23 protein-coding genes are annotated in these 26,125 nt (G+C 62.9%); 9 read left to right on the top strand and 14 right to left on the bottom strand.

All coding sequences use genetic code 11. The annotated features are described in order from the left end of the window. The 4 genes from QMO82_RS00620 to QMO82_RS00605 form a co-directional block, all read right to left on the bottom strand. On the bottom strand, positions 1-984 hold the full coding sequence (locus QMO82_RS00620; protein WP_183610305.1) for an ABC transporter substrate-binding protein: 984 nt from the start codon (positions 982-984) through the stop codon (positions 1-3). Positions 985-1,024: 40 nt separating this feature from the next. After that, complete coding sequence (locus tag QMO82_RS00615; RefSeq protein WP_183610304.1) at positions 1,025-1,876, bottom strand: ABC transporter permease; 852 nt, start codon at positions 1,874-1,876, stop codon at positions 1,025-1,027. A 10-nt stretch (positions 1,877-1,886) separates the two neighbouring features. Continuing rightward, positions 1,887-3,239: an LLM class flavin-dependent oxidoreductase gene (locus QMO82_RS00610; protein ID WP_097620087.1), complete on the bottom strand. Its 1,353-nt coding sequence runs from the start codon at positions 3,237-3,239 to the stop codon at positions 1,887-1,889. 334 nt (positions 3,240-3,573) lie between these two features. Continuing rightward, a complete protein-coding gene (locus QMO82_RS00605; protein WP_183610303.1) occupies positions 3,574-4,359 on the bottom strand; it encodes an IclR family transcriptional regulator in 786 nt (261 codons plus the stop codon). Between the two features lie 219 nt (positions 4,360-4,578). Between QMO82_RS00605 and QMO82_RS00600 the strand changes: the two genes are divergently transcribed. From QMO82_RS00600 to QMO82_RS00565, 8 genes are read left to right on the top strand one after another with little or no spacing between them, the layout of a single operon-like run. Next, the gene (locus QMO82_RS00600; protein ID WP_183610302.1) at positions 4,579-5,652 is read left to right on the top strand and encodes an ABC transporter substrate-binding protein; all 1,074 of its coding nucleotides are present in this window, start codon (positions 4,579-4,581) and stop codon (positions 5,650-5,652) included. Positions 5,653-5,673: 21 nt separating this feature from the next. Then, entirely contained in the window at positions 5,674-7,188 is a 1,515-nt protein-coding gene (locus QMO82_RS00595; protein ID WP_283196498.1) for a sugar ABC transporter ATP-binding protein, read from the top strand. Then, positions 7,185-8,147 (top strand): ABC transporter permease, encoded by a 963-nt coding sequence (locus QMO82_RS00590; protein ID WP_183610300.1) that lies wholly within the window; start codon positions 7,185-7,187, stop codon positions 8,145-8,147. Before QMO82_RS00595 ends, QMO82_RS00590 begins: the two co-directional genes overlap by 4 nt. Continuing rightward, on the top strand, positions 8,144-9,085 hold the full coding sequence (locus QMO82_RS00585; RefSeq protein ID WP_183610299.1) for an ABC transporter permease: 942 nt from the start codon (positions 8,144-8,146) through the stop codon (positions 9,083-9,085). The genes QMO82_RS00590 and QMO82_RS00585 overlap by 4 nt, the downstream gene beginning before the upstream one ends. Further along, entirely contained in the window at positions 9,082-10,038 is a 957-nt protein-coding gene (locus QMO82_RS00580) for an amidohydrolase (protein ID WP_183610298.1), read from the top strand. Before QMO82_RS00585 ends, QMO82_RS00580 begins: the two co-directional genes overlap by 4 nt. Further along, positions 10,031-11,341, top strand: coding sequence for an alanine racemase (locus tag QMO82_RS00575; RefSeq protein ID WP_183610297.1), 1,311 nt, complete (start codon positions 10,031-10,033; stop codon positions 11,339-11,341). Before QMO82_RS00580 ends, QMO82_RS00575 begins: the two co-directional genes overlap by 8 nt. A 37-nt stretch (positions 11,342-11,378) precedes the next feature. After that, positions 11,379-11,723: a RidA family protein gene (locus tag QMO82_RS00570; RefSeq protein WP_183610296.1), complete on the top strand. Its 345-nt coding sequence runs from the start codon at positions 11,379-11,381 to the stop codon at positions 11,721-11,723. A gap of 31 nt (positions 11,724-11,754) precedes the next feature. After that, complete coding sequence (locus QMO82_RS00565; RefSeq protein WP_183610295.1) at positions 11,755-12,768, top strand: succinylglutamate desuccinylase/aspartoacylase family protein; 1,014 nt, start codon at positions 11,755-11,757, stop codon at positions 12,766-12,768. A 15-nt stretch (positions 12,769-12,783) separates the two neighbouring features. Here the strand turns inward: QMO82_RS00565 and QMO82_RS00560 are convergent, their stop codons facing one another. The 9 genes from QMO82_RS00560 to QMO82_RS00520 all read right to left on the bottom strand — a co-directional run bounded on the left by QMO82_RS00560 (position 12,784) and on the right by QMO82_RS00520 (position 24,158). After that, a complete protein-coding gene (locus QMO82_RS00560; RefSeq protein ID WP_183610294.1) occupies positions 12,784-13,968 on the bottom strand; it encodes a hypothetical protein in 1,185 nt (394 codons plus the stop codon). A gap of 127 nt (positions 13,969-14,095) precedes the next feature. After that, positions 14,096-15,931, bottom strand: coding sequence for a 3D-(3,5/4)-trihydroxycyclohexane-1,2-dione acylhydrolase (decyclizing) (gene iolD / locus QMO82_RS00555; RefSeq protein WP_183610293.1), 1,836 nt, complete (start codon positions 15,929-15,931; stop codon positions 14,096-14,098). Further along, a complete protein-coding gene (iolC, locus tag QMO82_RS00550; RefSeq protein WP_183610292.1) occupies positions 15,928-17,841 on the bottom strand; it encodes a 5-dehydro-2-deoxygluconokinase in 1,914 nt (637 codons plus the stop codon). Before iolC ends, iolD begins: the two co-directional genes overlap by 4 nt. A gap of 121 nt (positions 17,842-17,962) precedes the next feature. Continuing rightward, on the bottom strand, positions 17,963-18,904 hold the full coding sequence (locus QMO82_RS00545; protein WP_183610291.1) for a sugar phosphate isomerase/epimerase: 942 nt from the start codon (positions 18,902-18,904) through the stop codon (positions 17,963-17,965). Positions 18,905-18,982: 78 nt separating this feature from the next. Further along, positions 18,983-20,155 carry a Gfo/Idh/MocA family protein gene (locus QMO82_RS00540; RefSeq protein WP_183610290.1) on the bottom strand — a complete coding sequence of 391 codons (1,173 nt, stop codon included), beginning with the start codon at positions 20,153-20,155 and terminating at the stop codon, positions 18,983-18,985. 97 nt (positions 20,156-20,252) lie between these two features. Further along, a complete protein-coding gene (locus QMO82_RS00535) occupies positions 20,253-21,158 on the bottom strand; it encodes a sugar phosphate isomerase/epimerase family protein (RefSeq protein ID WP_183610289.1) in 906 nt (301 codons plus the stop codon). A 92-nt stretch (positions 21,159-21,250) separates the two neighbouring features. Continuing rightward, entirely contained in the window at positions 21,251-22,063 is an 813-nt protein-coding gene (locus tag QMO82_RS00530) for an ATP-binding cassette domain-containing protein (protein WP_129421274.1), read from the bottom strand. Between the two features lie 10 nt (positions 22,064-22,073). Next, positions 22,074-23,072: an ABC transporter permease gene (locus QMO82_RS00525; protein WP_024320315.1), complete on the bottom strand. Its 999-nt coding sequence runs from the start codon at positions 23,070-23,072 to the stop codon at positions 22,074-22,076. Between the two features lie 111 nt (positions 23,073-23,183). Further along, positions 23,184-24,158: a substrate-binding domain-containing protein gene (locus QMO82_RS00520; RefSeq protein WP_183610288.1), complete on the bottom strand. Its 975-nt coding sequence runs from the start codon at positions 24,156-24,158 to the stop codon at positions 23,184-23,186. 163 nt (positions 24,159-24,321) lie between these two features. Here QMO82_RS00520 and QMO82_RS00515 point away from each other — a divergent pair, with 163 nt between their 5' ends. After that, positions 24,322-25,359, top strand: coding sequence for a LacI family DNA-binding transcriptional regulator (locus tag QMO82_RS00515; RefSeq protein WP_183610378.1), 1,038 nt, complete (start codon positions 24,322-24,324; stop codon positions 25,357-25,359). An 84-nt stretch (positions 25,360-25,443) separates the two neighbouring features. On the opposite strand, the gene QMO82_RS00510 is transcribed toward QMO82_RS00515, so the two are convergent. Then, a complete protein-coding gene (locus QMO82_RS00510; protein WP_183610287.1) occupies positions 25,444-26,118 on the bottom strand; it encodes a 4-carboxy-4-hydroxy-2-oxoadipate aldolase/oxaloacetate decarboxylase in 675 nt (224 codons plus the stop codon). Positions 26,119-26,125 lie beyond the last annotated feature (7 nt).

The raw sequence follows: 26,125 nt of genomic DNA, 5'->3' as shown, positions 1-26,125 counted from the left end.
TCAGTTGCTTGCCGGCTTGGCGTCGGCGGTGAAGAGAATGTCCTTGGCCGCCAGCTGGCCCTGCTTCAGCTTGCCTTCGCGAACCAGGACGTCGATCCAGAACTGGATGTCGCGCTCGACCGGGAGGCCGCCGGCGCGTACGCCGTAGCCGCGGAAATACTGTGCGATATCAGCGTTCTCGCCACGCTCGCCGAGCGCCTTGGCCAGGATCTTCTTGGTTTCCTCGGGGTGCTCGCGGGCATAGTCGAGAGCGCGGGCCGACTGCTCGACGAAAATCTTCGAAGCCTCCGGATGCTGCTGAATGAAGTCGCGGCGCAGGACCACGAAGCCGCCGGCAATGTCGCCGAGCACGTCGGTATCGTCGAAAATCGCGCGCAGACCGCCATTCTTGAGGGCCGCACCCTCGAAGGTCGTCTGCCAATAGCCGAAGGCGGCAATATCGACCTGCTTGGAGCGCAGCACCTGCTCGAGCTGCGGCCCGGGAACGACGATCTGATTGGCTGCGTCGGTCGGCAGGTCAACGGAATGCAAGGCCTCGCGGATGGTATAGTCGAGATGCGCACCGAGCGTATTGACCGCGATGCTCTTGCCGACGATGTCCTTGATACCCTTGATCGGGCTGTCTTCCAGCACGTAGAAGGTGGATTGCACCTCGTCATTGATGCCGTTCGACGGATAGGCGGCGACGAAGTCGTTGCCGCCGATGATCGAATTCAGGACAGCGGAGGTGGCGGCACTGCCGATCTCGACATCACCGGATGCCAGGGCGATGAGGGAGGCTGGGCCGCCCTGGGCATAGCCGACATTCTCCAGCGTGATGCCGGTTCCGTCGAAATAGCCGAGTTCGGCGGCGAGTTCATGGGCGGCAAGACCACCCTGGCTGGCGAGGTAGCGCAGCTTCACCGTATCGGTGGCTGCGGCCGGTGTGGCAAGACCGAGAGCGATCAAGGCCGGCAGAAGGAGGTGGCGGGGATGGAATGTCATGGTGGTGTCCTTTCGGAAGAGGAAAATCGATGAAAGCAGGTCAGCGGCTCGGCTGAGACCAGCGGCAGAGACGGCGCTGCAGCAGAACGAGCAAGGCATTGGCGGCAAGCCCGAGGAAGGCGAGCAGCAGGATCGCCCCAAACATCAGCGGGATCTGGAAATTGTACTGGGCGTTCATCACCTGGAAGCCGATGCCCTTGTTGGCGCCGATCATCTCGGCGGCAATCAGCAGCAGAAGCGCTGTCGTCGCCGAGAGACGCAGGCCGACGAAGATCGCGGGCACCGACGCCGGCAGGATGACGCGGCGGAAGATGGTCGGCGCTCCGGCACCATAGGTCCGCGCCATTTCGATGAGTTTCTGATCGACTTCCTTGACGCCGCCGATCGTGGCGAGCAGCACCGGAAACAGCGTCGCCCAGAAGATCACGAAGATCTTGGACGTTTCACCGAGGCCGAGCAGCAGGATGAAGACCGGATAGAGCGCCAGCGCCGAGGTCTGGCGGAAGAGCTGCAGAATGGGATCCAGCGCCTGCTCAACCAGGCGAAACTGGCCCATGAACAGGCCGAGCGGAATGCCGATCACGACGGCAAAGGCGAAGGCGGTTCCCGATCGCTGCAGGCTGATGGCGATGTCATCCAGCAGCGCGCCATTGGCAAGATTGGTCCAGAGAGCGGACAGGATCACGTTCAAGGGCGGGAAGACGGCGGGATTGACCCAGCCCCTGGTGCTCGACACCTGCCAGAGCACAAGGAAGCTGATGAGCAGGCCATAACGCGGCAAAAGCGATGCGAGGACGCCGCGCACATGGGAGCCGAGGACGGAAACGTTGCTTTCGCGGTTTTTCAGCTGCCCGAAGCTTCTCGGCAGAGTCTGGTTGATTTCATAGGCCATGGATCGCTCCTCACTCCGCTGCCTGGAGAGCGTCACGTCCTGCCGCCAACCGGTTGATCGGGAAAGGCAGGCCGAGGTTTTCCCGGAGCGTCTTGCCCTCATAGGCCGTGCGGAACAGGCCGCGACGCTGCAGTTCCGGAATGACGAGATCGACGAAATCGTCGAGTGCCGTCGGAAGCCAGGGCGGCAGGATGTTGAAGCCGTCGGCCGCTTCGTTCTCGAACCATGTCTGCAGCGTATCGGCGATCTGTTCGGCCGTGCCGACGATGGTGTAGTGGCCGCGGGCCGATGCGATCCACTGATAGAGCTGGCGGATACTGAAGTTGTTTTCATCGGCGATCTGGCGGATGAGGGCCTGGCGGCTCTTCATGCCTTCCGTCGGCGGCGCTGGCGGAAGAGGTCCGTCGAGATCGTAACCGTGCAGGTCGAGCGTGCCGCCGGTCAGGCCGTTGAGAAGGCCGATCCCGTCCTCTTCGACGATCAGCGAGGTCAGCCGGTCGTATTTCTCGCGGGCCTCCGCTTCGGTCCTGCCGACGAAGGCGGAAACGCCGGGCATGACCAGGATGTGATCGGGGTTACGGCCGAGGCCGCGGGCGCGCGCCTTGATATCCCGGTAGAACTCCTGGGCGGTTTCGAGATGCTGGTGAGCGGTGAAGATGACTTCGGCCGTTGCGGCGGCAAGCCCGCGTCCGTCCTCGGACTGACCGGCCTGGACGATGACGGGATGTCCCTGGGGCGAGCGTGAGACGTTGAGCGGACCGCGCACGCTGAAATGTTCGCCGCGGTGGTCGGTGTCGTGCAGCTTCGCCGGATCGAAGAAGACGCCCGACTCCTTGTCGCGGATGAAGGCGTCGTCCTCGAAGCTTTCCCAGAGTTTGCGGACGACGTCGACATGCTCGGCAGCGCGGCGATAGCGGTCGGCATGCGGAAGCTGGGTGTCGCGGTTGAAGTTCTGCGCCGTCAGGTCGCCCGTCGTGGTCACGACGTTCCAGCCGGCGCGGCCTGCGGAGATCAAATCCAGCGAAGCGAATTTGCGGGCCGTCGTGTAAGGCTCTTCGTAGGTGGTCGAGGATGTGGCGATAAAGCCGAGATGCGTGGTGAAAGGCGCAAGGGCGGAGAACAATGTGACAGGCTCGAATCCGGCCACGCGGGCATTGCCGCCTTCGCGCGCCCCGCCGAACCCGACAGCCAGCCCATCGGCCAGAAAATAAGCATCGAAGAGACCACGCTCGGCTGTCAGCGCCAGCTGCTTGTGAAACTCGAAACTGGTGGCGCCATCGGCCGGTTGGTCGGGATGGCGCCATGAGGCAACATGCTGCCCGCCACCGGGAAGAAATGCCCCAAGCCTGATTTTCCGTGTCATGTCGCGTCCTCTCCGTTTGCCGTCAACAGCTCGGTCTTCCCCAAGGCCAAGTATAAAATGGGCTGTTGGACTGTTAAAATACGTTCTCCATAAATTTTATAGAGAAACTTAATTTCATAGTTTCGGAAGAAGAGTGAATAGATTTCCCGGATTGGCGTGAAACTCGAAATTGAACGATCGAGGCCGCCGCCCCTCGAATTATAGGGGCAGGCCGATAGACGGCATTCTACAGTCGTGACAAGGAGCCGCCTGAGGCAGCGATAAGGAGGTCCCTGCGGTCCCCTCGCACGAATGTCCGCAGCGATGGATATCCGTATTCTGATGTGCTCAGGCTTCAGCCTCGTTTTGGCCGGGCCGGGGCATGCTCCAGGCCGGCGGCGGCCTTCTTCAGGCAGTCGAGGTAGCGGTCGCGGTTGGCGATGCCGTCGTCGCGCGGCGTGACGAGGCAAAGCGTTGCGGCGGCGTGACCTTCCTCGCCGCGCACCGGCACGGCAAAACAGTGGGTGAAACTGTCGACGATGCTGTTGAAGGTGAAGAGACCTTCACGCTCGGCCTGGCGTACCTCGGCGATGAAGGTTTGCGGCTCGAGCCATTCACCCCCCGGCAGGCGAAAATCCTGCGGCGGAATGAAGTTCAGGATGTCCTGATCGGACAGATGCGCGACGAGCAGGCGGCCCGACGCCGTCCACGGGATCGGCACCGACTGGCCGACATCCGTCGAAATGCGGAAGGGTCGTGCGCCTTCGCGCATGCGCACGACGGTGTACCGGTTTCCATCCAGCATGCAGAACTGCGCCGTCTCCCGCGTCTCGTCGGCAAGCTGTTCCAACGTCGCCTCGCATTCGCGGGTGAAATCGAAATGGTTCTCGTAAGCCGCGCCGAGGAAATAGAGCTTGCGGCCGAGATAGACCCGCCCCTCGCCGCCGGTGAATTCGAGAATGCCGTTGCTCAGCAGCAGATTGACGAGTTCGTACACCGACGAGCGCGGCGCGCCGATCTGCGCGGCGATTTCGTTCGGCTTCAGGGCCTGCCGTTTCTGGCGCAGGAAATCGAGGATCTCGAAAGCGCGGTCGAGCCCACGGGCGCGTTTGCCGGCTGCTTCGTCCTGAACTGCATCCATTGCTGTCGATCCCAATTTCTGTTCGGCCAAGCTTTTCAAATCCTCTGTCGCATCTGTCAACCGACCCGTCATTCCCAGCAAACGAAAATTTTTTTCATCCCTCTTGCGAGGCGGAAAAATCGGCATAAGATCGTCTCGTCCGGTATACAGATCAGATGTCTGTTATATTGGACATTGATGGCCAGCCGTCAAGGCTGCCGCACAAAAAAGGGGATCGACATGAAGAATTTTGAAAACAGTATTTCCGCTTCGCTGCGCCGCCGCCTTCTCGCGGGCGCAGCCGCTGCAACTGCCCTCCTCGTCTTTTCCACAGGCACGGCCTCGGCCGCCGCCAATTGCATCAAGGGCGACAGGAAAGCGCCTTATACGATCGGCTGGGCGAACATCTATTCGGTGCCGACCTGGATGAAGCAGACCGAAGGCACCATCACCGCCGAAGTGGAGGAGCTGAAAAAGGCCGGCCTGGTGAAGGACTTGATGATCACGGACGCGCAGGGCAACGCCCAGACGCAGATCCAGCATATCCAGTCGATGATCGACGCCAATGTCGACGCCATTGTCGTCATCGCCGGCTCCTCCAACGCGCTCGACCGCGTCATATCGGATGCCTGCGACAAGGGCATCGCCGTCGTGAATTTCGACAGCCTTGTCAACACCGACAAGGTGACGGCGAAGATCAATACCGATTCCAACGAATGGGGCTCGACCGCTGCCAAGTGGATGGTCAGCCAGCTTGGCGGCAAGGGCAAGATCATCATCATGAACGGCCCGGCCGGCATTTCGGTGAGCGACGATCGCCGCAAGGGCGCCCAGCCGGTCCTCGATGCCAATCCGGGTCTCCAGGTGATCACCGAGACAAACACGGAATATAACGTCGCGCCGGCGCAGGAAGCGATGACCAGCCTGCTCTTCGCCAATCCCGAAATTGACGGCGTGCTGTCGCTCGGCGGCGCGCTGTCGGCCGGTTCCGTCCTCGCCTTCGAGCGCCAGGGCCGCGACCAGGTGCCGACGACTGGTGAAAACGCAAGGCAGTTCCTGGAGCTCTGGAAGGAGAAGGGCCTGAAGGGCTGGGCGACCATGCAGCCCAACTGGCTCGGCGCGCTTTCCGTCTATACCGCCGTGCAGGCGCTGCAAGGCAAGGACGTGCCCGCTTTCGTCAAGGTGCCGCTGCCCGTCATCGACGACAGCACGATCGGCAGCTATCTCGCTCGCGCCGACAAGTTCCCGGCTGACGGCTATATCTACTCGGATTACGATCAGGCGCTCTTCGACAAGCTGCTTGCCACCAAGTAATCCCGGGTTGAGGAAACCGTCATGACGGAAGAACGGCCCCTGCTGGAAGCCCGGCAGGTGTTCAGGGGATTTTTCGGCAATCCCGTTTTGAAGGGCGTCGACATCGCCCTTCTGCCGGGCAGGGTTCATGCCCTGCTCGGTGAAAACGGCGCCGGCAAGTCGACGCTGATCAACCTCCTGGCCGGCGCCCTCCAGCCGGACGGCGGCTCCATCCTGGTCGACGGCAGGCCCGTCGGGCGCTTCAGCCCGGCGGCGGCGCGTGCAGCCGGCATCGCGGTGGTTCAGCAGGAGCTGAGCCTGACGGCCAGTCTGTCGATTGCCGAAAACATCGGGCTCGGCGCCTTTCCGCGCCGGTTCGGCCTCATCGACTACAAAGCGCTTCATCGCGGCGTGCGAGAGGCCTGCGACATGGTCGGGCTCACCGAACCGCTCGACATGCCGGTCGCCGATCTCGCGCTCGGCCGCCGCCAGATGGTCGAGATCGCCAAGGCGCTGTTTCGCAAGCCGCGCGTGCTGATCCTGGACGAGCCGACCTCGTCGCTCTCCGCCCACGAAGCCGGCATCCTTGGCCGCCTCATCGAGACGCTGAAGGCGCGCGGCGTCGCCCTTCTCTATATTTCCCACCGCCTCAACGAGGTGCAGGCGCTCTGTTCGCATGTCACGGTGCTGAAGGACGGCCTGGTCACCGCCGACCAGTCGCTCTCCGGCATCGACGGCGAAGGGCTGGTGCGCCTGATGGTCGGCCGCGAGACCGGCGACCTGTTCCCGCCGCGCGCCGCCGCCAAGCCCGGCGAAACACGCATCAGCGTCGAAGGTTTTTCCGCCGGCATGGTACTAGATATCGGTTTCTCCGCCCGCGCCGGCGAGGTCGTCGGCATCGGCGGGCTCGTGGGACAGGGGCAGGAAGACCTGCTGCTCGGCCTTTACGGCGCGATTCCGGCCTCCGCCGGTCGGGCAGAAGTATCCGGCAAACCCGCCCTGCCCGCCGATGTCGGCGAGGCGAATGCCGCCGGTATTGTCTATGTCCCGGCCGACCGCAAGCACGAGGGGCTGGTGCTGCCCCACTCCATCGCCTCCAATCTCATCCTGCCCTCGCTCGGCCGGCTCGCCCGCAAGGGCTTACGCGACCGGCCGGCGGAAAACGGCCTGATCGCCGATCTCGCGCGCCGGCTGACGATCAAGGGCGACACGGCCCGCCCGGTGCAGGCGCTGTCCGGCGGCAATCAGCAGAAGGTGGCGCTCGCCAAATGGCTGCCGCTCGACCCAACCGTTCTGCTGCTCAACGATCCCACCCGCGGCGTCGACATCGAGACCAAGCGGGAAATCTATCTCATGCTCCGCGCTTTCGCCGCCGAGGGGCGGCTGGTCCTTCTTGCCAGTTCCGATACGCCGGAACTCGTGCATCTCTGCGACCGCGTCGTGGTTCTGCGCGAGGGGCGCGTCGCGGCAACACTATCGCAGGATGCAATCAGCGAAGGGGCGATCGTCGGCGCGGCCATGGGCGTTGCCGCCGCGACCCAGGGAGAGGCGGCATGAGCACGATTTCGTCATCCCGGCTCTACGGTTCGATCCAGCTCCGCCGCAATCGCGGCCTTGCCGGCCTCTATCTGGTCGTCGCCGCCTTTCTCGTCCTCTATGCGCTGCTCTTTCCCGGCATTCTTTCCATCGGCGGCTTCTCCAAGTTCACGCAGAACTGGTTCCCGCTGGCGCTCGTCACCATGGCGCAGGCGCTGCTGATGCTGAACGGCGGCATCACCCTGGCGATCGGCCCGCTTGTCAGTCTTGGTGCGGTGATTGCCGCGACGACGATGCAAGGGGCGCTCGACGTGCCGGGCGGCATTCTCGCGGTGGCGCTCGCCGGTCTTTCGATCGGTGCCGTCATCGGCGCCATCGTCACGTATCTCAGGCTGCCTGCGATCATCGTCACGCTTGCCGGCTCTTTCATCATCGGCGGGGTGGCACTCATCCTGCTGCCGCGGCCGGGCGGGTTCATTCCGGACTGGCTGTCGACGGTGCTGGCGGGCCACACCCCCGTCGCCTTCCTGCTGCTCGTCGTCATCCTCGTGCTCTGGAAGGTCTTTCTCGCCACGCCGCTCGGCCTCGGCATCTACGCGGCCGGTGACAATCCGGTCGGCGCGTTCCGCTCCGGCGTTTCGGTCGAACGGGTGAAGGTCGCAGCCTTCGCACTCTCCGGTTTGCTTGCAACGCTGACCGGTTTGTTCGTCGCGGCGCAAACCGGTTCGGGTGATCCGGTGATCGGCACGCCCTTTACGCTGAATTCGATCGCCGCCGCCGTGCTCGGCGGCGTGGGTTTCCTCGGCGGCAAGGGCACGATGCGTGGGGCGATCTGCGGCAGCCTGCTGCTCTCTGTCATGATCAACGTCATGTTCTTTCTCGGCTTCCCGCCGGTCGCGCAATATGTCGCGCAGGGGCTGATCATCGTCGGCGCGGTCGCCGTTCCGGAACTTCTCGGGCAACGGAGGGCAAGGCGATGAATGTGATCAGGTCCGCGTTCCGCAATCTGCCGCTCCTGACGTTGCTTCTGGTCGCGCTCGTCTGGATCGTCGCAAGCATGACGCTGCGCGGTTTCGGCGCCTATGGCCACCTGCGCTACCTGCTCGAACTCGCCGCCGTGATCGGTATCGTTGCTGCCGGGCAAACGCTCGTCATCCTGATGGGCGGCATCGATCTGTCGGTCGGCGCTGTGATCACCGTCACGGCGATTCTGCTGCCGTTAATCTCGCCGGCCTGGGATCCGACCGGTCTCGCCGGCATCGCGGCGGCGCTTGCTATTGCCACCGGCATCGGTCTGATGAACGGCGCGGGAGCCGCCTATCTCCGTGTGCCGCCGATCATCATGACGCTTGCCATGGCGACCTTCCTGCAGGGCTTGCTCGTCATGGTCGCCGGCGGCAGCGCCGTTACCGTCAGCAATCCGGCGGTCATTCTGCTCGGACAGGCGCGGCCGCTCGGCATTCCCTCGGGCATCATTCTGTGGCTCGTCGTCGCAATCGTCGTCCTGCTGCTCGTCCACCGCATGCCGATCGGCGCCCGTTTCCTGGCGCTTGGGGCGAATCCGCTGGCGGCCCGGCTCTCCGGCGTCAGCGTCACCCGCAACACGCTGATTGCTCATACCCTATCGGGCTTTTTCGCCGGTCTTGCCGGCATTCTCGTGCTCGGCATGAACCGGCAAGGCTATGTCGGCATCGGCGATCCCTATCTGCTGACCTCGATCGCGGCGGTGGTGCTCGGCGGCACCTCCATCCTCGGCGGCCGCGGCACCTATGCGGGAACCATTCCGGGGGCGATCCTGCTCGTGACGACGACGGCGCTGATCACCGTCGTCAACGCCTCGCCGGGCTGGCGGTCGATCATGTTCGGCACGCTGATCCTCGCCCTGCTGCTGGTTTCCGGCCGCGAGGCGCGCCGATGAAGCAGCGCTATGACGGGCCGGTGATCGACCCGCACCATCACCTCTGGGACCTCAAGTTGGAACGTCATCCCTGGCTTCAGAAGGCGCGGGCCTCCGGCGAGGAGATGGTGTTCGGCAGCCTGGCGCCGATCCTGCGCGATTATGGCATCGACGATTATCGCGCCGATGCTGCCCGCCAGAGCATTGTCGCGTCAGTGCATGTGGAGGCCGGCTGGTCCGTTGCCTACCCGCTGGAAGAGAGCCGCTGGCTGGATGGCCTCGACCGCAGCTCCGGCGTGGCGCGCCGTTATATAGCCCGGGTTCCCCTCGACGGGCCGGACGCTTTGCGCCTGCTCGAAGCGGAAGCGGAAAACCCCAACGTCGTCGGCATCCGCGATATTCTGAGCTGGCATCCCGATGCGGCGAAGCGTTTTGCGCCGCGCCCGGATCGCATGGGCGATCCCGCCTGGCGCGCGGGGCTTGCCCATGCCACGCGGCTCGGGCTGGTCTTCGACCTGATGCTCTATCCCTGGCAGATGGCCGAGGCGCTCGATCTGGTGCAGGCCTTTCCCGAAACGCTTTTCGTCATCAACCACGGCGGCAGTCCTGCCGACCGGACGAAGGACGGCATGGCGCTCTGGCACCGCGGCCTGCGGGCGCTGGGCGGCGCGCCCAACGTGCGCGTGAAGATTTCCGATCTCGTCGCCTATGACCATGCGTGGACGCTCGAAAGCCTACGGCCGGTGATCGAGCATTGCCTCGATTGTTTCGGCCCGGCCCGCGCAATGTTTGCCAGCGACTTTCCGGTCGCGGGCCTGCACGCCTCTTTCGACGAGGTCTATCAGACCTTCCGCACGGTCGTCGCTGAGCTCTCTTACGACGAGCAGCGCGCCTTGTTCTTTGCCACCGCCAACGACACCTATCGCCTCGGTTTGGCCGATCCGGCCGAGATCGGGAAAGGCCGCCATGTCTGACCTTCATGCCGTAGCGGAAAATGGGCTGATCGACGAGCGGGTGCGCGGCTTTCCGCCAGGCCATCCGCCGCTGCAGCTTGCGGAGATCGGCCAACAGGGATGGAGACCTTATGACGGCCGGATGGCCCTGCCGCTGATCTCGCTCGACCGGCAGGCCTTCGCCGGCAATGTCGAACTGATGATGGCCTATGTGAAAAGCCTTGGCGCCGAAATCGCCCCGCACGCCAAGACCCCGATGTCTACGGCGCTGTCGGATGCGCTTCTAACGGCCGGCGCCTGGGGCACGACCGTCGCCGATATCCGCCAGGCCGCCGTCCTGCTCAAGGCGGGGCAGCGCCGGCTGATCCTTGCCAACGAGATCGGCGGGATCGCCGCCGCCCGCCGGCTTGCGGCCTTGCTTGGCCATTATCCCGATGCGGAACTGCATGTCTTCGTGGATTCGACGGCGCTCGTCGAGGCGCTTCGGTCCGCATGGCAGGAGCGCCGGTATTTGCCGCCTCTCGGCCTGCTGCTGGAATTCGGTGCCGGCCGCGCCGGTATTCGCAGCGCCGAAACCGCGGCGGCAATTCTCGACGCGATCCTGGCGGTGGAGACGCCGGCCTTCCGGCTGACCGGCATCGCCGCCTATGAGGGTGCGGCCGCAACCGGTGACGCGGAAGAGACGATGCTTCGCATCGACGCTTTGATGGCGATGACATCAGATTTCCTGCCGAAGGTGCGTGCCCACATCGGCCAGGAGCGGCCGCTTCTCGTTACGGCGGGCGGTTCGGTGTTTTTCGACGTCGTGGCGGCGCGGCTTTCACCTGCCGTCGCGGCCGATCCCGCCTGCCGGCTGGTGCTGCGCAGCGGCGCGATCTTTTTCCACGATCACGGTATCTACGAGCGCGGTCTTGCCGGCCTCGATGCGCGCGAGGGCTTGCGCATCGGCGGCAAGACGGTTTCGGCGGCGGCCGGTTTCCGGCCGGCGCTGCGGGTCTGGGCCGAGGTCCTCTCCCGGCCGGAGCCGCGGCTTGCGATCTCAGGCATGGGCATGCGCGACGTAGCGATGGACCAGGGCCTGCCGCGGCCCTTAGCGCTCTATCGCAACGGTGCGCATTTTGCCGACCTCGGGGGTGCTGAAGTTTTCCGCCTCAACGATCAGCACGCCTTCGTCGCCCTTGCCGAGGGTAGCGACGTTTGCGTCGGCGACATCATCGAATACGGCATCTCGCATCCCTGCACCTGCCTCGACCGGCATGCCATCCTCTACGGCCTCGACCCGGACCATGTGGTGACGGCGGCCTATCTCACAAGCTTCGGCTGACCTCTCCCTCCAAAAGCAAGAAAAGGAAAACCCGCTTATGATCCAGCGTTATCAGAAAGGTTCGCGTATGAGCCAAGCCGTCAGCTATGGTGGTCTCGTCTATATTGCCGGCCAGGTCGCGGAAAATCGCAAGGCGGGCATCGAGGATCAGACCCGCGATGTGCTCGCCAAGATCGACGCGCTTTTGAAGGAAGCCGGCACCGACCGCTCGCGCCTCCTCGCCGTCGACGTCTTCCTGCCGGCGATTACTGATTTCGAGGCGATGAACGGCGTCTACGACAATTGGATCGACATCGAGAATCCGCCGGCTCGCGCCTGCACCGAAGCACGCCTCGCCGATCCGGATCTGCGCGTCGAAATGACCGCGGTCGCGGCGCTGTAACGGCACGGCAACTGCCGGCACTGGAGACATCATGCACAGCGGCCTCGTCAATCCGATCGACTTTTTGCGCGAGGGCCGGCAGGCCGGCCACCTTGCCATTCCCTATTCGATCGACCGTTCGCCCTATTATCAGATCCGCATTCCGATCCTTCGCTTGCAGAATGGCAAGGGGCCGTCCTTGCTGCTGATGGCCGGCAATCATGGCGACGAATATGAGGGCGAACTGCAACTCGGCCGGCTGATGCGGCTGCTTGAGGTCACCGACATCCGCGGCGCCGTCACCATCCTGCCGATGGCGAACCTGCCGGCGGTAATGGCGGCCAAACGCTGCTCGCCCTTCGACGGCGGCAATCTCAACCGGGCCTTTCCCGGCAATCCCACCGGCTCGCCGACGGCGCGGATGGCACATTTCCTCGAGCACGAACTCTTTCCGCGCCATGACGTTGTGCTCGACCTGCATTCGGGCGGCACCTCGATGGCGCACCTGCCCTGCACGCTGATCGAGCGGCAGGCCGATGCCGCCCGCTTCGAGCGGTCCGTCTCGCTGATGCGGGCGATGGGCGCATCGCATGCCTTCATCGCCGATAACGGGCCGACCGCGCCGACATCGATGGGGGCTGCGGCAAGGGCCGGAACTATCGGTCTTTCCGGCGAATTCGGCGGCGGCGGCACCGTGACGTCTGAGACAATGGGTTTCACAGCGGCGGCGATCGACCGGCTGCTCGTCACACTCGGCATCGTCGAACGTCCGGTCCTGTCACGCGTACCGCTCGCCCAGCCCGGGCCGTTGCAGCTGCTGTCGCTGTCCCGGCACAGCCAGGGCATCTATGCCAACCGCAGAGGCTGGTTCGAGCCGGCCGCAGCTCTCGGCGCCACCGTTACCGCCGGCGACCTGGCCGGATGGTATCATGATCTCGAACGGCTGGAGCAGCCGGAGGAAGAGCTGCGTTTTGCCGAGAGCGGTATTGTCATTTCCCACCGGCTGCATTGCGACAGCCAGGCCGGCGACTGCCTGATCCAGGTCGCCGAACCTATCGCATCCTGAGAAGCGCCGATCTGCTCAAGTGACTGCGCCGACCGCTGCCTTGACCCAGTCGAGACGCTTGGCCGGGATCAGGCCGTAATTGTAGAAGTTGACGCCGTCGGCGCCGGCATCGACGGCGGCCTTGGCGCGTGCGGCGAGTACCTCCGGCCCGCTGACCTCGGGATAGAAGACGCGCAGGCCCACCCCGAGGAATTTTCCCGGCCCGATTGCCGCCCGGCCGGTGCGGATGACATCGCCGACGGCGTCCGGCGCCATATCGTAGCAGCAGAGGATCGCCCCGTCGCAGAGCTTGCCGACCGCCGCGAGATCGACCCCGCCGAGCCAGCCGTCCTTCAGGTCGATCAGCACGATGCGCGTCGCCGGATCGGCGGCCGCCTTGATCTCGCCGATCAGGCTGGTCACCGGTTCGCTGCGCCATGAGAGATAGGCATGCAGGTCAGGATGGTCGCGGAAGGCCCCGATGCCGGCTGCCGGGAAGTCGGGAAATTGCCGTTCCGGGACAGCCCGTTCGCAGAGTTCGGCGATGAAGCGCGCGACCGACCGACGCGCACCTTCGGCCGGTACGCCGGCCCTCTCGGCGCGCGTCGTGCAATGGTCGCAGAAGCAGAGCGACAGCAGGAAATCGTCTTCGGCGTTCAGGCCGACGCCGTCTTTCTCGTGATGGTATTCGTGCGCGAATCCCATGAAGTTCGGGCTCTCGAGCTCCACCATGTCGGGCCGGTAGTTCGTCGTGATGTCGCGCACGAGGGTGACGGCATAGTCCCGCGCCGCCGGGCTGGAAGGGCAAAGATTGTAATAGTTGGCATTGCCGAAGGCATTCCGCGTCACGTGATCGGGATGCAGCATGCCGAGACGGCTATTGTGCAGGCAGACCGTCCAGCAGGAGACCTTGAGGCCGGTCGTGTCGCGTCCCCGGACCAGGGCTTCCAGCATGTCGCCGCGCTCGGTGACATTCCCCGCCATCAGCGGCCGGATCAGCTTGTCCTGCCAGAGGCTTTCATCCGGCCGGAAATAGACCGTCCCGTCCTCGGGAAAGTATGCCTTCTGCTGCGGGCTGCGCGGCTGCAGGAACCGGCCGGCATGATAGGAGGTCGCCAGGCTGACCGTCGTCAGGCCAGCACGGTCGCGAAGGTCGGCGGTGAGTGCCGCCAGCCCCTGGTCCTGGATGTCCCAGGGGTAAGTCCACATGGAAAGATGCATGGCGTGCTCCCGTCGAATCTGTCCATTTTATAGAACATGTGTCCATAATAGTGTCCAGACCGATCTTTGAGCGCCGGCGTCCGCCGTGTCGTGGGAGCATCCAGGCTGAGAGCCAGGTTCCTGTCCTTCAATCAAACACGCGTTGATTGGCGGCATTCTCGTTGTAACGCGCGCGGGCCTGCTCGAGCCGCTCGGGGCCGCCGACCTGCGGAACGGCAACATCCCACCAATGGCCACCTGCTTCGGTCCCGGGAACCGCATCGGTGTCGATCACCAGAACGCTCGGAATGTTCCGTTCCCGCGCCGCCACGATACGTGCCTCGAGCTCGGCGATGGACCCTATCTTTTCGGCATGGGCGCCCATCGAGGCGGCATGCGCGACAAAGTCGATCTCGGGCTGCACATCGACATTGCAGTCCTTGTACATGTTGTTGAACTCAGCGCCGCCGCACTCGATCTGAAGACGGTTGATGCAGCCGTAACCGCGATTGTCAGTCAAAACGATGGTGAACGGCACCCGCCGCATGACGGCGGTAGCGAGTTCCGAATTGGCCATCATGTAGGAGCCGTCGCCGACGAAGCAGATGACCTCCTTGTCGGGGCGTGCGAGCTTGATGCCCATGGCGCCCGCCACTTCGTAACCCATGCAGGAGAAACCATATTCCATGTGGTATCCGCCCTTGGCAGAGTGCCACAGCACCTGCAGTGCGCCCGGCATGGTGCCGGCCGCGCACATAACCACGGAGTTTTCCGTCGCCACCCGCTGCACGGCGCCGATGACTTGCGCATCGGTGGGCACGTTTCCAGGCCCGTCCACTTCCGGCGCCGCCGTCACGCGCTCGACCGCTTGGTGCCAATCGGTCCTGCTCCCGGCATCGACGCCAGGCCCGCGATACGCCTCGAGCGCGGCGGACAGACGCGCCAGCGTGACCCTGGCATCGCCGACGCACGGCAGTGCCGAATGCTTGGTCGCGTCATATCCGGCAAGGTTGATCGAAGCGAGCCGGCGCGAGGGATTACGGAAAAGCGCCCAACTCCCTGTCGTGAAATCCTGGAAGCGCGTGCCGATGCCGATCACGAGGTCCGCGTCGGCGCAAAGCGCATTGGCTGACGCCGATCCGGTCACACCAGGTGATCCGAAATTCAGCGGGTGCTCCCAGCTGTTGGCGCCCTTCCCGGCTTGTGTTTCGACAAATGGGATATGGTGCTTCTCCGCGAATGCGGCGAGCTCGGCCTCGGCCTCAGAATAGATGACGCCGCCGCCTGATATGATGACCGGCCTGCGCGCAGCCCGGATGGCCTCGGCGAGATCCTCGACCTCCCGCGGATCCGGTTCGAGACGACGGATGCGCCACACCTTCGGTTCGAAAAAGGCTTCCGGGTAGTCGTAGAGTTCTGCCTGCACATCCTGGCAGAACGCCAGCGTGACCGGGCCGCAACTGCCGGGATCGGTCATGACGGCCAAGGCTCGCGGCAGGCAGGTCAGGAGATGCTCGGGGCGGGCGATCCGGTCGAAATAAGCCGAGACCGGCCGGAAGCAGTCATTGGCGCTGACGGTTCCGTCGTTCATATCCTCGATCTGCTGCAACACCGGCTCGGGGCGGCGATTGGCGAACACATCGCCGGGTATGAACAGCACAGGCAATCTGTTGACATGGGCAAGCGCGCAAGCCGTGACCATGTTGGTGGCGCCCGGGCCGATCGAGGATGTCACGGCCTGGGCGCGCCTACGCTTCAGCGTCTTCGCATAGGCGATCGCCGCATGCGCCATGGTCTGTTCATTCTGGCCGCGCCATGTGGGAAGGGCATCGCCAATCCCATGCAGCGCCTCTCCGACGCCGGCGACGTTGCCGTGACCGAAGATCGCCCAGACGCCTTCGATGAAGCGTTCGCCATCCTCGGTCATCTGGACCGAGAGCCATTTCATCATGGCCTGCGCGGCGGTCAGTCGTATAGTTATCATTCTGCTGCCTCCTGCACGCGCGCCCGCGCGCCGTCCCAGACCGTGCAAAGCCGGGAATATCGTTTCGCCATCTCTTCGACGGCCTCTTCATCCCTGATCGAGCCCTCGAACCAGCCGCGGGCGACGGAGCCGAAGATTGTCCGGCCGACGGCAAATCCCTTGACGAGCGGGAAGCTCGCGGCAACTTCGAAGCTCGCCTTTAACACCTCCTCCGGCGCATCCAGGCCGAGGACCACGATCCCTCTTGTATGACGATCGTTTTCCTCGATGGCGGCACAGACCTGCGCCCAAGCTTCGGGCTCATCCATCGGTTCCAGCTTCCACCAGTCGGGATAAATGCCTTCGGCATAGAAGCGGCGGATCAGTGTCGCGGTTGTGTCCGTGGTGATGCTTGCGACCTTGGAGGGGATGACCTCGAGCAGGAATTCCAGCCTGTTGCGGCGCGACGCGACGTAAAGTCGCCGCACTTCCGCCAGCTGCCGGCCCCAGGTCGCATCGTCGTCATCGGGGTGGCAGAAGCAGAGCACCTTGACGACGTTCTCGCGCGCCCATTCCGAAAGCCCCCCGCAATCGGGACCAAGCGACGGCTCCAGGCTAAGCGGCCGAGACCCCGGCCACTCGCAGGGTCTGCCGATCCAAAGGCCGGTCCCGGAGGCGGCGTGGAGTGCGCGTCGGCCGATCCGGTCGTCGCAGAGGATTCCGTAGCCGGAACGCCCGCTCTGCACCTTGAGTGCCGCTTCAAGGCAAAGCTCCTTGAAGGCGCCGCCCTTCGACGGCGTGTAGCCCGCCATGCTTTCGAGCTGCATCCGGTGATCGAAGGCGAAGACTCGCATCTCGGACCAGTCGCCATGCCGGTTGGTCGACCAATGTATCTGCTCCAGTTCGGGATCATTGCGCAGGTCGGGACGCGTCATGCCGCGCTCGAGGAAGAAATTCAACTCCTGAAGTGACGGATATGCCGGCGTGCAGCCGTGACGGGAGACTGCAAAAGCGCCACAGGCATTGGCATATCTGAGTGCGGTCGGCCAATCCTCGCCGTCAAGCCAGCCCTTCAGCAGCCCGGCGAAAAAGCCGTCTCCAGCGCCGAGAACGTTGAAGACTTCGACCGGGAAACCTTCGCCCGAAATGCCCTCGTTCAGATTGTCCGGTATCGCATCTTCGAATGCGACCGCTCCCTTGGCGCCGCGTTTGCAGACGAGCGTTGCCGAAGTCACGGCGCGCACGGCCCGTAGTGCCGCCACGGTATCGATCGTCCCGCCGGCGATGTGGAATTCTTCCTCGGTCCCGACGATCAGATCGAACAGATGAAGCGTCGTCTGGAGCTTTTCGGTCACCTGCCCGCTTGCCACATAGCGGCTTTCCCCCTCGCCATGGCCGGCCACCCCCCAAAGGTTTGGACGATAGTCGATGTCGAGAGCCGTCTTGGCGCCATGCTTGCGCGCAAAGCCGAGCGCCTTGAGCACGGCCGCTTCCGTGCGCGGATGGGAGAGGTGTGTTCCGGTCACCAGCACCGAACGGGCGCTGGAAACGAAAGCCTCGTCTATATCCTTCTCGCAAAGCGCCATGTCGGCGCAATTTTCCCGGTAGAATATCAACGGGAAACGTTCCTCGTCCCGGATCCCGAGAATGACGAGTGCCGTCAGCCGCTCGGGGTCCGTCACGACACCCCTGCCATCGACGCCATGCCGGGCAAGCTCCTCGCGGATGAACCTGCCCATATGCTCATCGCCCACCCGGGAGATCAGTGCCGACTTGAGGCCCAGTCGCGCCGTGCCGCAGGCAATGTTGGTCGGACTGCCGCCAATATATTTTTCGAAGGATCCCATATCCTCCAGCCGTCCTCCGACCTGTGCCCCATAGAGGTCGACGCCGGCTCGCCCGATCGTGATCACGTCCAATGTCTTGGTCATGTCGGTTTCCTCGCAATATTATTGAATTCGGTCATGCTGATCGGGTTGGGCATCGTCGGCCTCTTCACAAGAACCGACCAATGCAAGGGAGCGCGGGCGAACGACCGCCCGCGCCTGGCCATCAGCGGCTGATTGTTGCCTGCAGCGCATCGATGGAGGATTGGATGCCCGCCTCGGTCGACATGGTGAAGTCTTCCATCTCGAGGCTGATCCAATCATTGTAGCCGACCATGCGGACGACGGAGAAGAATTCCTTCCACCACTGCAGATCATGTCCGGCACCGACGGCAACGTAGTTCCAGGTGCGGTTGGCCACGTCCGTGACGTCCTTGAGTTCAAGGAGACCGTTGACATCGGCAAGCCCGCGTTCGATGCGCGTGTCCTTGCCATGGCAATGGTGGATTGCGTTTCCAAGCGCCCGGGCGGAGGCGATCGGGTCGGCACCTTTCCAGAACAGGTGACTGGGGTCGAGGTTCATGCCGACGGTCGGGCCGACTTCGTTGCGCAGACGGAACAGAGTCTCGGGGTTCCAGACGAGCATGGCCGAGAAGTTTTCCAGTGCATATTTCTCGACGCCCACTTCCTTGGCAAGCTTCACGAGATCATGCCAGAGTGGGAATGCGCGGTCCTCCCACTGGTAGCGATCGCGCTCGGGCATCTCCTCCGGCCAGCTTTTCGTGTAGACCAGCCAATTCGGAACCATGTCGCCGGGTGCTGCTTCCGGCAGTCCGGACATGGTGACGATCTTCTTCACGCCGATTTCGCCGGCGAGCCGGATGGTGTCTTCCATTTCCTTGCCGTGGCGCTTGCCCATGTCACCCGGATCGAGCGGGTTTGCCGAGCAATTCAGCGCGGCGATTTCCAGACCGCGGGCTTCGATTTCCCTCAGCTTGGTCTTGAGCAGGCCCCTGTCGGCCAGCAGCTCGTCCGCACGGAAGTGCGGCCCGCGCGACCAGCCGCCGCCGGTCATCTCGATACCTTCGACACCAAGTTTGACGCATTTGTCGAGCATGTCAGTAAAGGAAAGGTCGCCCATCACGTCCGTGCAGATCGATAGTTTCATATCATTGTCTTTCCAAAAGAGAGGTTGGGGACGCACCTGGGAGGAGGATGGAGGAGATCCGACGCGCCCCCTGATCGATCACTTGAACTCGACCCAGGCCGAACCTGCGTCTGCCGAGCGAACGCAGTTTTCCAGCCAGCGCACACCTTCGGTGCCGGCTTCGATGCCGGGATAATGATGGCCTTTGAGGAAGGCGTCGTCGCCGCGGCGTTTTGCGTCGATCGCCTGGGCGATCCAGAGGTAGATGTTCGCCCAGCTGTCGCCCAGGCCTTCGGTGTGCAGCGCGCCCATGCGATCGTAGGCGAGGCTTTCCTCTTCGAGGTAGGGCATGCCGTGATGCAAGGTGCGGTTCGGTTCACCCTGTACTTCGTAAATCAGCTGGTCGGGGTGGGAATCGGACCATTCGACGGAGGCCTTGGAACCGACGAAACGGTAGCGCTGCGAACCCATATTCCCGGCATTCACCGAGGACACCCAAAGACGGCCGCGGGCGCCGTTGTCGTAATGTATGAGAACGGTCGCATGGTCTTCGAGCGGCGCACGGGTCGGAATGAAGGCCTTGCGGTCGCAGAGCAGCTTTTCGATCTTCATATGCGGCAGCACCACTTCGGAGAGATAGTAGAGGTGTGTGCCGATATCGCCCAGAACGAAGGTCGGGCCAGCCGTCTTGGGATTGGTGCGCCATTTCACGGCTTCGCCGGCGCCGACATCGTCGCCCGCGTTGAAGCCGTGGGAATATTGCATGTCGACGATTCTTATATCGCCGAGCATGCCCTTCTTGACCATGGCCGCCATCTGATGAACCAGCGGATGGCCGGTGAAACCGTAGGTGACGCCGACGATCAGGCCTTTCTCTTCCGCCAGCCGGGCGACCTCGTCGCATTCGGCGACGGTGAAAAACAGCGGCTTTTCGCAGATCACGTGAAGGCCGGCTTCCAGGCACGCCTTGGTGATCTCGTAGTGGGTGAAGTTCGGCGTGGCGATCGAGACGACTTCGACTCCGTCCTCACGCCCGGCCTCTTTGGCGATCAGCTCCTTATAGTCGCCATAGCATCTGTCCGCAGCGACGCCGATCTTCGTGCCGAAGTCGCGTCCGCGCTCGGCGTCGAGATCGAAGGCTCCGCAGATGAGCCGGTAGGTGCCGTCCCGCTGGGCGCCGGTTCTATGCTTGTAGCCCACCTGCCCGGTGCGGCCCCCGCCGACCATGCCCCAGCGCAGGGGGTGCTCGATGGATCTTTCTCCGTTGATCATCTTCTGTCCTTCCAGGAATGATGTCTGTGATGTTTAAGCGTTCTGGGCAGAGTCCCGGTCGCGGTCGCTCGCGCCAATCGCCTGGCTGCATCGCGCGTTATTTCGCGGTCCAGTACTTGTCGACGAAGCGCTGCATTTCGGCGCGCATGAACTTGCCGGAGTGGTCGGCCTTGTCCTCCCAGGCGAAAACGCATGCGGTCATGATGCCGTCGAACCCGATCTCCGCCAGCGTGCTGAAGAAATCTTCCCAGGGAACCTCGCCCTGGCCGATGTTCAGGTGCTGATGCACCCTGGCCTGCGTGCCCGGAGGGTTGAGAATGTAGCGAAGCCCCGAAGAGGCCTTGTGATTGAAAGTGTCGCCGACATGGACATGGGCGAGCACGTCCATTGCTTCCCGGAGCATCGCCTTGGTATCATCGCCAAAATAGAAGGTATGCGGCGCGCAATAGAGGAACTTGACGTTCTTCGAGTTGACCGTCCTGATGATATCGAGCGCCGGCTGCAGGGTTTCGCACCAATCCTCGGGATGCGGTTCGACGTGCAGATTTATGCCTTCCTTTTCAAAGATCGGCACCAACTCTTCCATCGAGCGCCACCAGGCGTCTTCGCAGGCCTCGATCATGGAACCGGTATGGCAGCAGTAGCACGAACCCTTGTCCGGGTGGGGGCCGCGGCCGAATTCCGAGTTCATCGTGTCGACGCCGAGCTCGACGCTGATCTCGATGGCGCGCTTCCAGTGCTTGACGGCAGCTTGCCGCTCATTTTCATCGTTCGAGGCCCACCGGTACATCGGCAGGATCGAGGCAATGCCGACATTGGCATCGGAAAGCGCTTTCTTGAATGCCTTGGCGCGGGCCGGAAACACGCGCGGCGCCTTGAACCACTCGAGAAAATCGGCCCGCGGGCTGAGCTCTATCCACTCGTATCCGAGTTCAGCCACTTTCGAGGGCAATTCTTCGAGTGAGAGGTGGCGATGCATATAGGGATCGATTGCAATCTTCATGGCTGTTACCCGTCCGATGATTGTGCTGGGCCATCCCGCCGGGGTAGGCGAGCTCTTTAGAGTTTCTGGAGTTCATCTGCGGCGGCGGTCGGTCAGACCGGCGGGGGGTGTCCGCTGTGCGCCGTCGAGTACGCCTCGATCTCGGCTTCGAGTTCGGCCATGGCCTCGCCTCCTGCCATCAGGTCGGTAATCTCTTCGCGCGTCTTTTCGCCCTTGCGGAAATCGGCCGCCTTCGCACCCTTGATGAGCACCGCGAAATGGTCTCCCACAGTCATGGCGTGAATGACGTTGTGAGTGATGAAAATGACGGCGAGGCCGCGACGGCGCGCTTCCAGGACGATACGCAGCACGTGCGCCGCCTCCTTGACGCCGAGAGCGGCGGTCGGCTCGTCGAGGATCAGCACCCGGGCGCCGAAGTGGACGGCTCGGGCGATTGCCAGGGATTGCCGCTCCCCGCCCGACAGACCGCCGATTAGACGATCGCCATCGTCGATGCGGGTGATGCCGAACTCGCGCACGGCCTTGACCGCGATTTCATTTGCGGCTTTGCGGTCGTAGATTTTGAACGGGCCGAAGCCCTTGGTCAGCTCCCGCCCGACGAAGAACGAACGGCCGATGCTCATCAGCGGAAAGGTGCCGCCGAACTGATGGACCGTCGCGATGCCGAGGTCTGCGGCTTCGCGCGGATTCTGGAAGACGATGGGTTGACCTTCGAACTTCACCGCGCCGCTCGTCGGCTTGTAGACACCGGCAAAGGTCTTGATCAGGGTGGACTTTCCTGCACCGTTGTCACCCAGCAGGCAAAGCACTTCACCGGGATGGACGCTCAACGTGATGTCGTAGAGCACATCGATCGGGCCGAAGGACTTGTTGACGTTTTCAAGTTCAAGAATTGGGCCAGCCATGTCTCAGCTCTCACTTCTTCTTCTTGGGTGAATAGGTCAGCGCCATCTGGCGGAACGTATTGTTCATGAGGACGGCCACGAGCAGCATCACGCCGATGATCAGGCTCGACCAATTGCGGTCGAAGGTCGTGAAATAGATACCTTGGTTGACGACGGCGAAGGTGATCGTGCCGAAGAAGATCCCGATCACCGACCCGAACCCTCCGGTCAGCAGCACACCTCCGACGACGACCGAGATGATCGAGTTGAAGATGAATGTCATTCCGCCCGAAACCTGCGCGGAATTGAACAGGATGGCCTGACACATGCCGACGAAGGAGGCGCTCATCGCCGAGAGGACGAAGAGGACCATCGTCAGACGGGTCGTCGGAATGCCGGCGTTGCGGGCACTGACCTTGTCTCCACCCATCGCGAAAATCCAGTTCCCGTAAGGCGAGAAGTGAATGAAGAAGATGAAGATTGCGGTGATGGCCACCCACCACAAAATGATCACCTGAAACGACCCGGCCAGGAACTGCCCGAAAAGGAACTTTGCCCAGGGGTCGGCAGTCAGCGCCACACTCGTCGTGCCGGTTACGAGAACCGAGGTGCCAAGCATCAGGCCCTGTACAGCAAAGAGGGTGCCGAGCGTTACGATCAGCGAAGGTACGGCCGTGTGCACGACGAGGTAGCCGTTGACCAGCCCGACGATGAGGCCGAAGGCAAGCGCACCGAGCATTCCGACCCATATGGGAAGATCGTAGTAGCCCGAGAGGACCGCGACAGTCATGGAGCCGGCGGGGATCATCGCGCCAATCGAAATGTCGAGATCGCCTGCGATCATCAAAAGTCCGATGGGAAGAGCGATAATGCCGAGATTGGCGGCGACGTTGAGCCAGCTTGCGGCGCCGGCGGGCTCCAGGAATTTGGTGCTGCCGAACACGACGAAGAACACGAGGACGCCGACAAGTCCGAGGAATGCGCCCGCCTCGGGACGGCGCAATAGGTTGCCGAATGAAAGATTGTTCATATGCCTATCCCAGTCTGGGCGTGAATCTCCAGGCGTGCGGACGCGGTGGTCCGCACGCTCGATAAACTTCGACCCGCGGATATCCCGCGGGCCGGAGCCCGTTTCGAACGATTAGCGAGCGCCTTCCTTGACGCCGGCCAGGGTGGCGTCGATGTTCGCCGCATCGACGATGCCCGGGCCGGTCAGCACCGGTGCGGTCGGCAGGTTGGTGCCGTAGTCGATATGCGAGGCGAGAAGCGAAACCCCCAGCAGCGACTGCAGGTAAGGCTGCTGGTCGATCGCAAAGGTCTGCGAACCGTCCTTGATGCGGGCAAGCCCCGAGGCATTCAGGTCGAAGGTGCCATGCGCGACCTTGCCGACTTTATTCGCCTGAGCGATCCCGCTTGCAGCTGCATCAGCGTCAGAAGCCCCAACATTGAGGACGCCGTCAATGGTGTCGTCCTGGAGCAGTGTCGCCTTGACGGCCTCGGCGATTGCCGTCTGATCGCCGAAGCTGGTCGCCGGCAACGGCAGCTGCTTGCCAGCGCCGCCCTTTCCGGTGATGCCGTCGATGACACCCTTGCAACGCGCCTCCTGGTTTGCCGCACCCGGGAGCGTATTGACGCAAATGACATTTTTCGCACCCTTGGACGCGAAATATTCGCCGCCTGCCTTGCCGGCCGTGTATTCATCCGAGCCGACATAGTTGATCGCGCCAAGCTCGCGAGCTTTGTCGATGTTGCCGGCATTCATGAGGATGACTTTGATGCCCGCAGCGACGGCAGCCTTGATGGCCTCGTCTTCCGCCTCGGGCACCCAGTCGGGCACCACGATGCCGGTCACGCCCTGGCTGATGGCCGTGCGGACGAGCTGGGCGGCGTCAGGCCCGAGATTGTCGTAGGTCTGCAGCTGCAGATAGCTGACGGAGCCGCCGTTCTTCTCGACGACGAGCCGGGCGTCATCGACGCCCTTCTTGATGCGGCTCCAGAATTCGTCATCGGTCTTGCCGCCGACGACAGCAATATTCGCGGCCATGACAGAAGAAGCGCCAAGAACGACAACAGCGCCAGCCAGCAGCCCGCGTACGGCGCGCATTGAAAAACTCATATGATTTCCTCCCAAAAAGGCGGTCGAGAGTAACAATTCCTCAAAGCAAGGCTCCCAACTCGCTGGAATATTTGTATCAACCGACCGCTGAAAATGGAATGTTTATTGCGTTTAGATGAAATTAATGTATCATTTCATTTCATCCGAAAATGGAATGAAATATATCATGAAGAGACCGACCATTGCCGATCTTGCCCAGGCCTCCGGCGTCAGCATCGCCACGGTCAACCGCATCCTCGGAGGTACCGGCGCAGTGCGTGCGGAAACGATCGAGAGGGTGCAAAATGCCGCGGAAGAGATTGGATTTTATGGCCGCGGCGTGATCGAGGACCGCAGGCAGCGGCTCCTGCCGAATTATCGTTTCGGCTTTCTTCTCCAGCAGTCGAGCCGTGAGCTCTACCGGCTGTTCGGCTCCAAGATCACGGAGGCGGCCGCGAGACGCCAGCACGAGAAAGTCGTGGCTGTGGTCGATTTCGTCGATGTCCTCGAGCCACAAAATATTGCAGATCGTCTCGAAGCGCTTGGCAAACGCTGTGATGCCGTTGCTGTCATTGCGGGTGACCACCCTTTAATCGGGCAGACCATCCAATCCCTCAAGGAGAGGGGAAAGCCGGTTGTTGCCTATATAACCGATCAGTCCGCCCGGGATCGCGCCGGCTTCGTCGGCACCGACAATTGGAAACTCGGGCGGACCGCCGCATGGTTTCTGGCTCAGACCACGCCGATGCCCGGCCGGATCGCCGTCTTCATCGGCAATCATCGCTATCAGTGCCAGGATGTCTCCGATGCGAGCTTTCGATCCTATATGCGCGAGCACGCGCGCCATCTTCAGGTGGATGACAGCAGACCGACACATGAGGAGCCGCAAGAAGCCTACCGGATCGTCAGCCAGCTGCTTTCCGAACTCGATGACCTCAGAGGCATTTTCATTGTCGGAGGGGGGATCTCCGGCGTGCTGCGCGCGCTTCGCGAAGCGCCGGTCGAAAAGCGAGATAAGGTCAGGGTCGTCTGCCGCGACATCGGCCCGGAAACGCGAAAGGGCTTGACGGAAGGCCTGATCATGGCGGCATTGTGCCATCCACTGGATCAGATATCGGACGAATTGATCGCCACGATGATCGCAGCGCTGGAACACCGCGACAGCACAACCATCCTTCAGCGCGTGGTTCCCTTCGAAACGATTACGCCCGAAAGCGTTTGAACCGCCCGGTTTGCATAGGGCGGCAGGCCGAAAAGGCCAGCCGCCCTATAATGCGGCAGGGCTGATCGCTATTGCGGTGTCGCGTCAGATGTCGACGACGAGACTCTTGGCTTTCAGCACCGGTTCGAGATTGCTGACCTCGATGACCGATTTCCCTGCCTTGTAGGCGGCGATATAGCCGGCTTCGGCATCTTCGCGGGCCTGTGACAGCCTGGCGACTTCCTGCGCTTCCTGGCGACGCACGACCACCAGGCCGTCGGCATCGCCGGCGATGATGTCGCCGGGATGGATGATTTCACCACCGACGATGATCGTGTCGTTCACCGCCGCAATGGTTTCCTTCACCGTGCCCTTGATGCAGACGCTGAGCGAGAAGACCGGGAAGCCAAGCTCCCTCAGTTGAAGCGTGTCGCGGACGCCGGTGTCGGTCACCAGACCGCCGATGCCCTTTGCCAGGCAGGCATTGGCGAGGACATCGCCGAAGGATCCGGCCTCTTCATATTCGCCGGCCGATACGACGATGATATCGCCCGGCTTTGCGTAGTTGATCGCAAGCTGCAGCATGATGTTGTCACGCGGCGCGCATTTCACCGTAAAGGCCGGACCGCAGAGTTTCATCCGGTAGTCGACAGGCTTCAGACGGGAGGAAAGGGCTCCGCGGCGCCCCTGGGCTTCGTGGATCGTCGCGGGCGAAAATCTCGAAACGGCGTCGATATCGGCTTTGCTTGGCCGTTCGGCAATATCTTTAATATGGATCATGGATGCC

It is taken from the genome of Rhizobium sp. BT04, from assembly GCF_030053135.1.
In the GTDB taxonomy this organism is placed as follows: Bacteria; Pseudomonadota; Alphaproteobacteria; order Rhizobiales; family Rhizobiaceae; genus Rhizobium; species Rhizobium binxianense.
This window is presented reverse-complemented; position numbering and strand designations above follow the sequence as displayed.

Excerpts from the sequence above, each read along its gene's own strand:
- QMO82_RS00540 (WP_183610290.1), bottom strand. The coding sequence starts at position 20,155 with ATGATCAACGGAGAAAGATCCATCGAGCACCCCCTGCGCTGGGGCATG.
- QMO82_RS00530 (WP_129421274.1), bottom strand. The coding sequence starts at position 22,063 with ATGGCTGGCCCAATTCTTGAACTTGAAAACGTCAACAAGTCCTTCGGC.
- QMO82_RS00525 (WP_024320315.1), bottom strand. The coding sequence starts at position 23,072 with ATGAACAATCTTTCATTCGGCAACCTATTGCGCCGTCCCGAGGCGGGC.
- QMO82_RS00570 (WP_183610296.1), top strand. The coding sequence starts at position 11,379 with ATGATCCAGCGTTATCAGAAAGGTTCGCGTATGAGCCAAGCCGTCAGC.
- QMO82_RS00600 (WP_183610302.1), top strand. The coding sequence starts at position 4,579 with ATGAAGAATTTTGAAAACAGTATTTCCGCTTCGCTGCGCCGCCGCCTT.
- QMO82_RS00510 (WP_183610287.1), bottom strand. The coding sequence starts at position 26,118 with ATGATCCATATTAAAGATATTGCCGAACGGCCAAGCAAAGCCGATATC.
- QMO82_RS00620 (WP_183610305.1), bottom strand. The coding sequence starts at position 984 with ATGACATTCCATCCCCGCCACCTCCTTCTGCCGGCCTTGATCGCTCTC.
- QMO82_RS00585 (WP_183610299.1), top strand. The coding sequence starts at position 8,144 with ATGAATGTGATCAGGTCCGCGTTCCGCAATCTGCCGCTCCTGACGTTG.
- iolC (WP_183610292.1), bottom strand. The coding sequence starts at position 17,841 with ATGACCAAGACATTGGACGTGATCACGATCGGGCGAGCCGGCGTCGAC.
- QMO82_RS00605 (WP_183610303.1), bottom strand. The coding sequence starts at position 4,359 with ATGGATGCAGTTCAGGACGAAGCAGCCGGCAAACGCGCCCGTGGGCTC.
- QMO82_RS00590 (WP_183610300.1), top strand. The coding sequence starts at position 7,185 with ATGAGCACGATTTCGTCATCCCGGCTCTACGGTTCGATCCAGCTCCGC.
- QMO82_RS00580 (WP_183610298.1), top strand. The coding sequence starts at position 9,082 with ATGAAGCAGCGCTATGACGGGCCGGTGATCGACCCGCACCATCACCTC.
- QMO82_RS00535 (WP_183610289.1), bottom strand. The coding sequence starts at position 21,158 with ATGAAGATTGCAATCGATCCCTATATGCATCGCCACCTCTCACTCGAA.
- QMO82_RS00560 (WP_183610294.1), bottom strand. The coding sequence starts at position 13,968 with ATGCATCTTTCCATGTGGACTTACCCCTGGGACATCCAGGACCAGGGG.
- QMO82_RS00545 (WP_183610291.1), bottom strand. The coding sequence starts at position 18,904 with ATGAAACTATCGATCTGCACGGACGTGATGGGCGACCTTTCCTTTACT.
- QMO82_RS00520 (WP_183610288.1), bottom strand. The coding sequence starts at position 24,158 with ATGAGTTTTTCAATGCGCGCCGTACGCGGGCTGCTGGCTGGCGCTGTT.
- QMO82_RS00615 (WP_183610304.1), bottom strand. The coding sequence starts at position 1,876 with ATGGCCTATGAAATCAACCAGACTCTGCCGAGAAGCTTCGGGCAGCTG.
- QMO82_RS00565 (WP_183610295.1), top strand. The coding sequence starts at position 11,755 with ATGCACAGCGGCCTCGTCAATCCGATCGACTTTTTGCGCGAGGGCCGG.
- QMO82_RS00595 (WP_283196498.1), top strand. The coding sequence starts at position 5,674 with ATGACGGAAGAACGGCCCCTGCTGGAAGCCCGGCAGGTGTTCAGGGGA.
- iolD (WP_183610293.1), bottom strand. The coding sequence starts at position 15,931 with ATGATAACTATACGACTGACCGCCGCGCAGGCCATGATGAAATGGCTC.
- QMO82_RS00610 (WP_097620087.1), bottom strand. The coding sequence starts at position 3,239 with ATGACACGGAAAATCAGGCTTGGGGCATTTCTTCCCGGTGGCGGGCAG.
- QMO82_RS00575 (WP_183610297.1), top strand. The coding sequence starts at position 10,031 with ATGTCTGACCTTCATGCCGTAGCGGAAAATGGGCTGATCGACGAGCGG.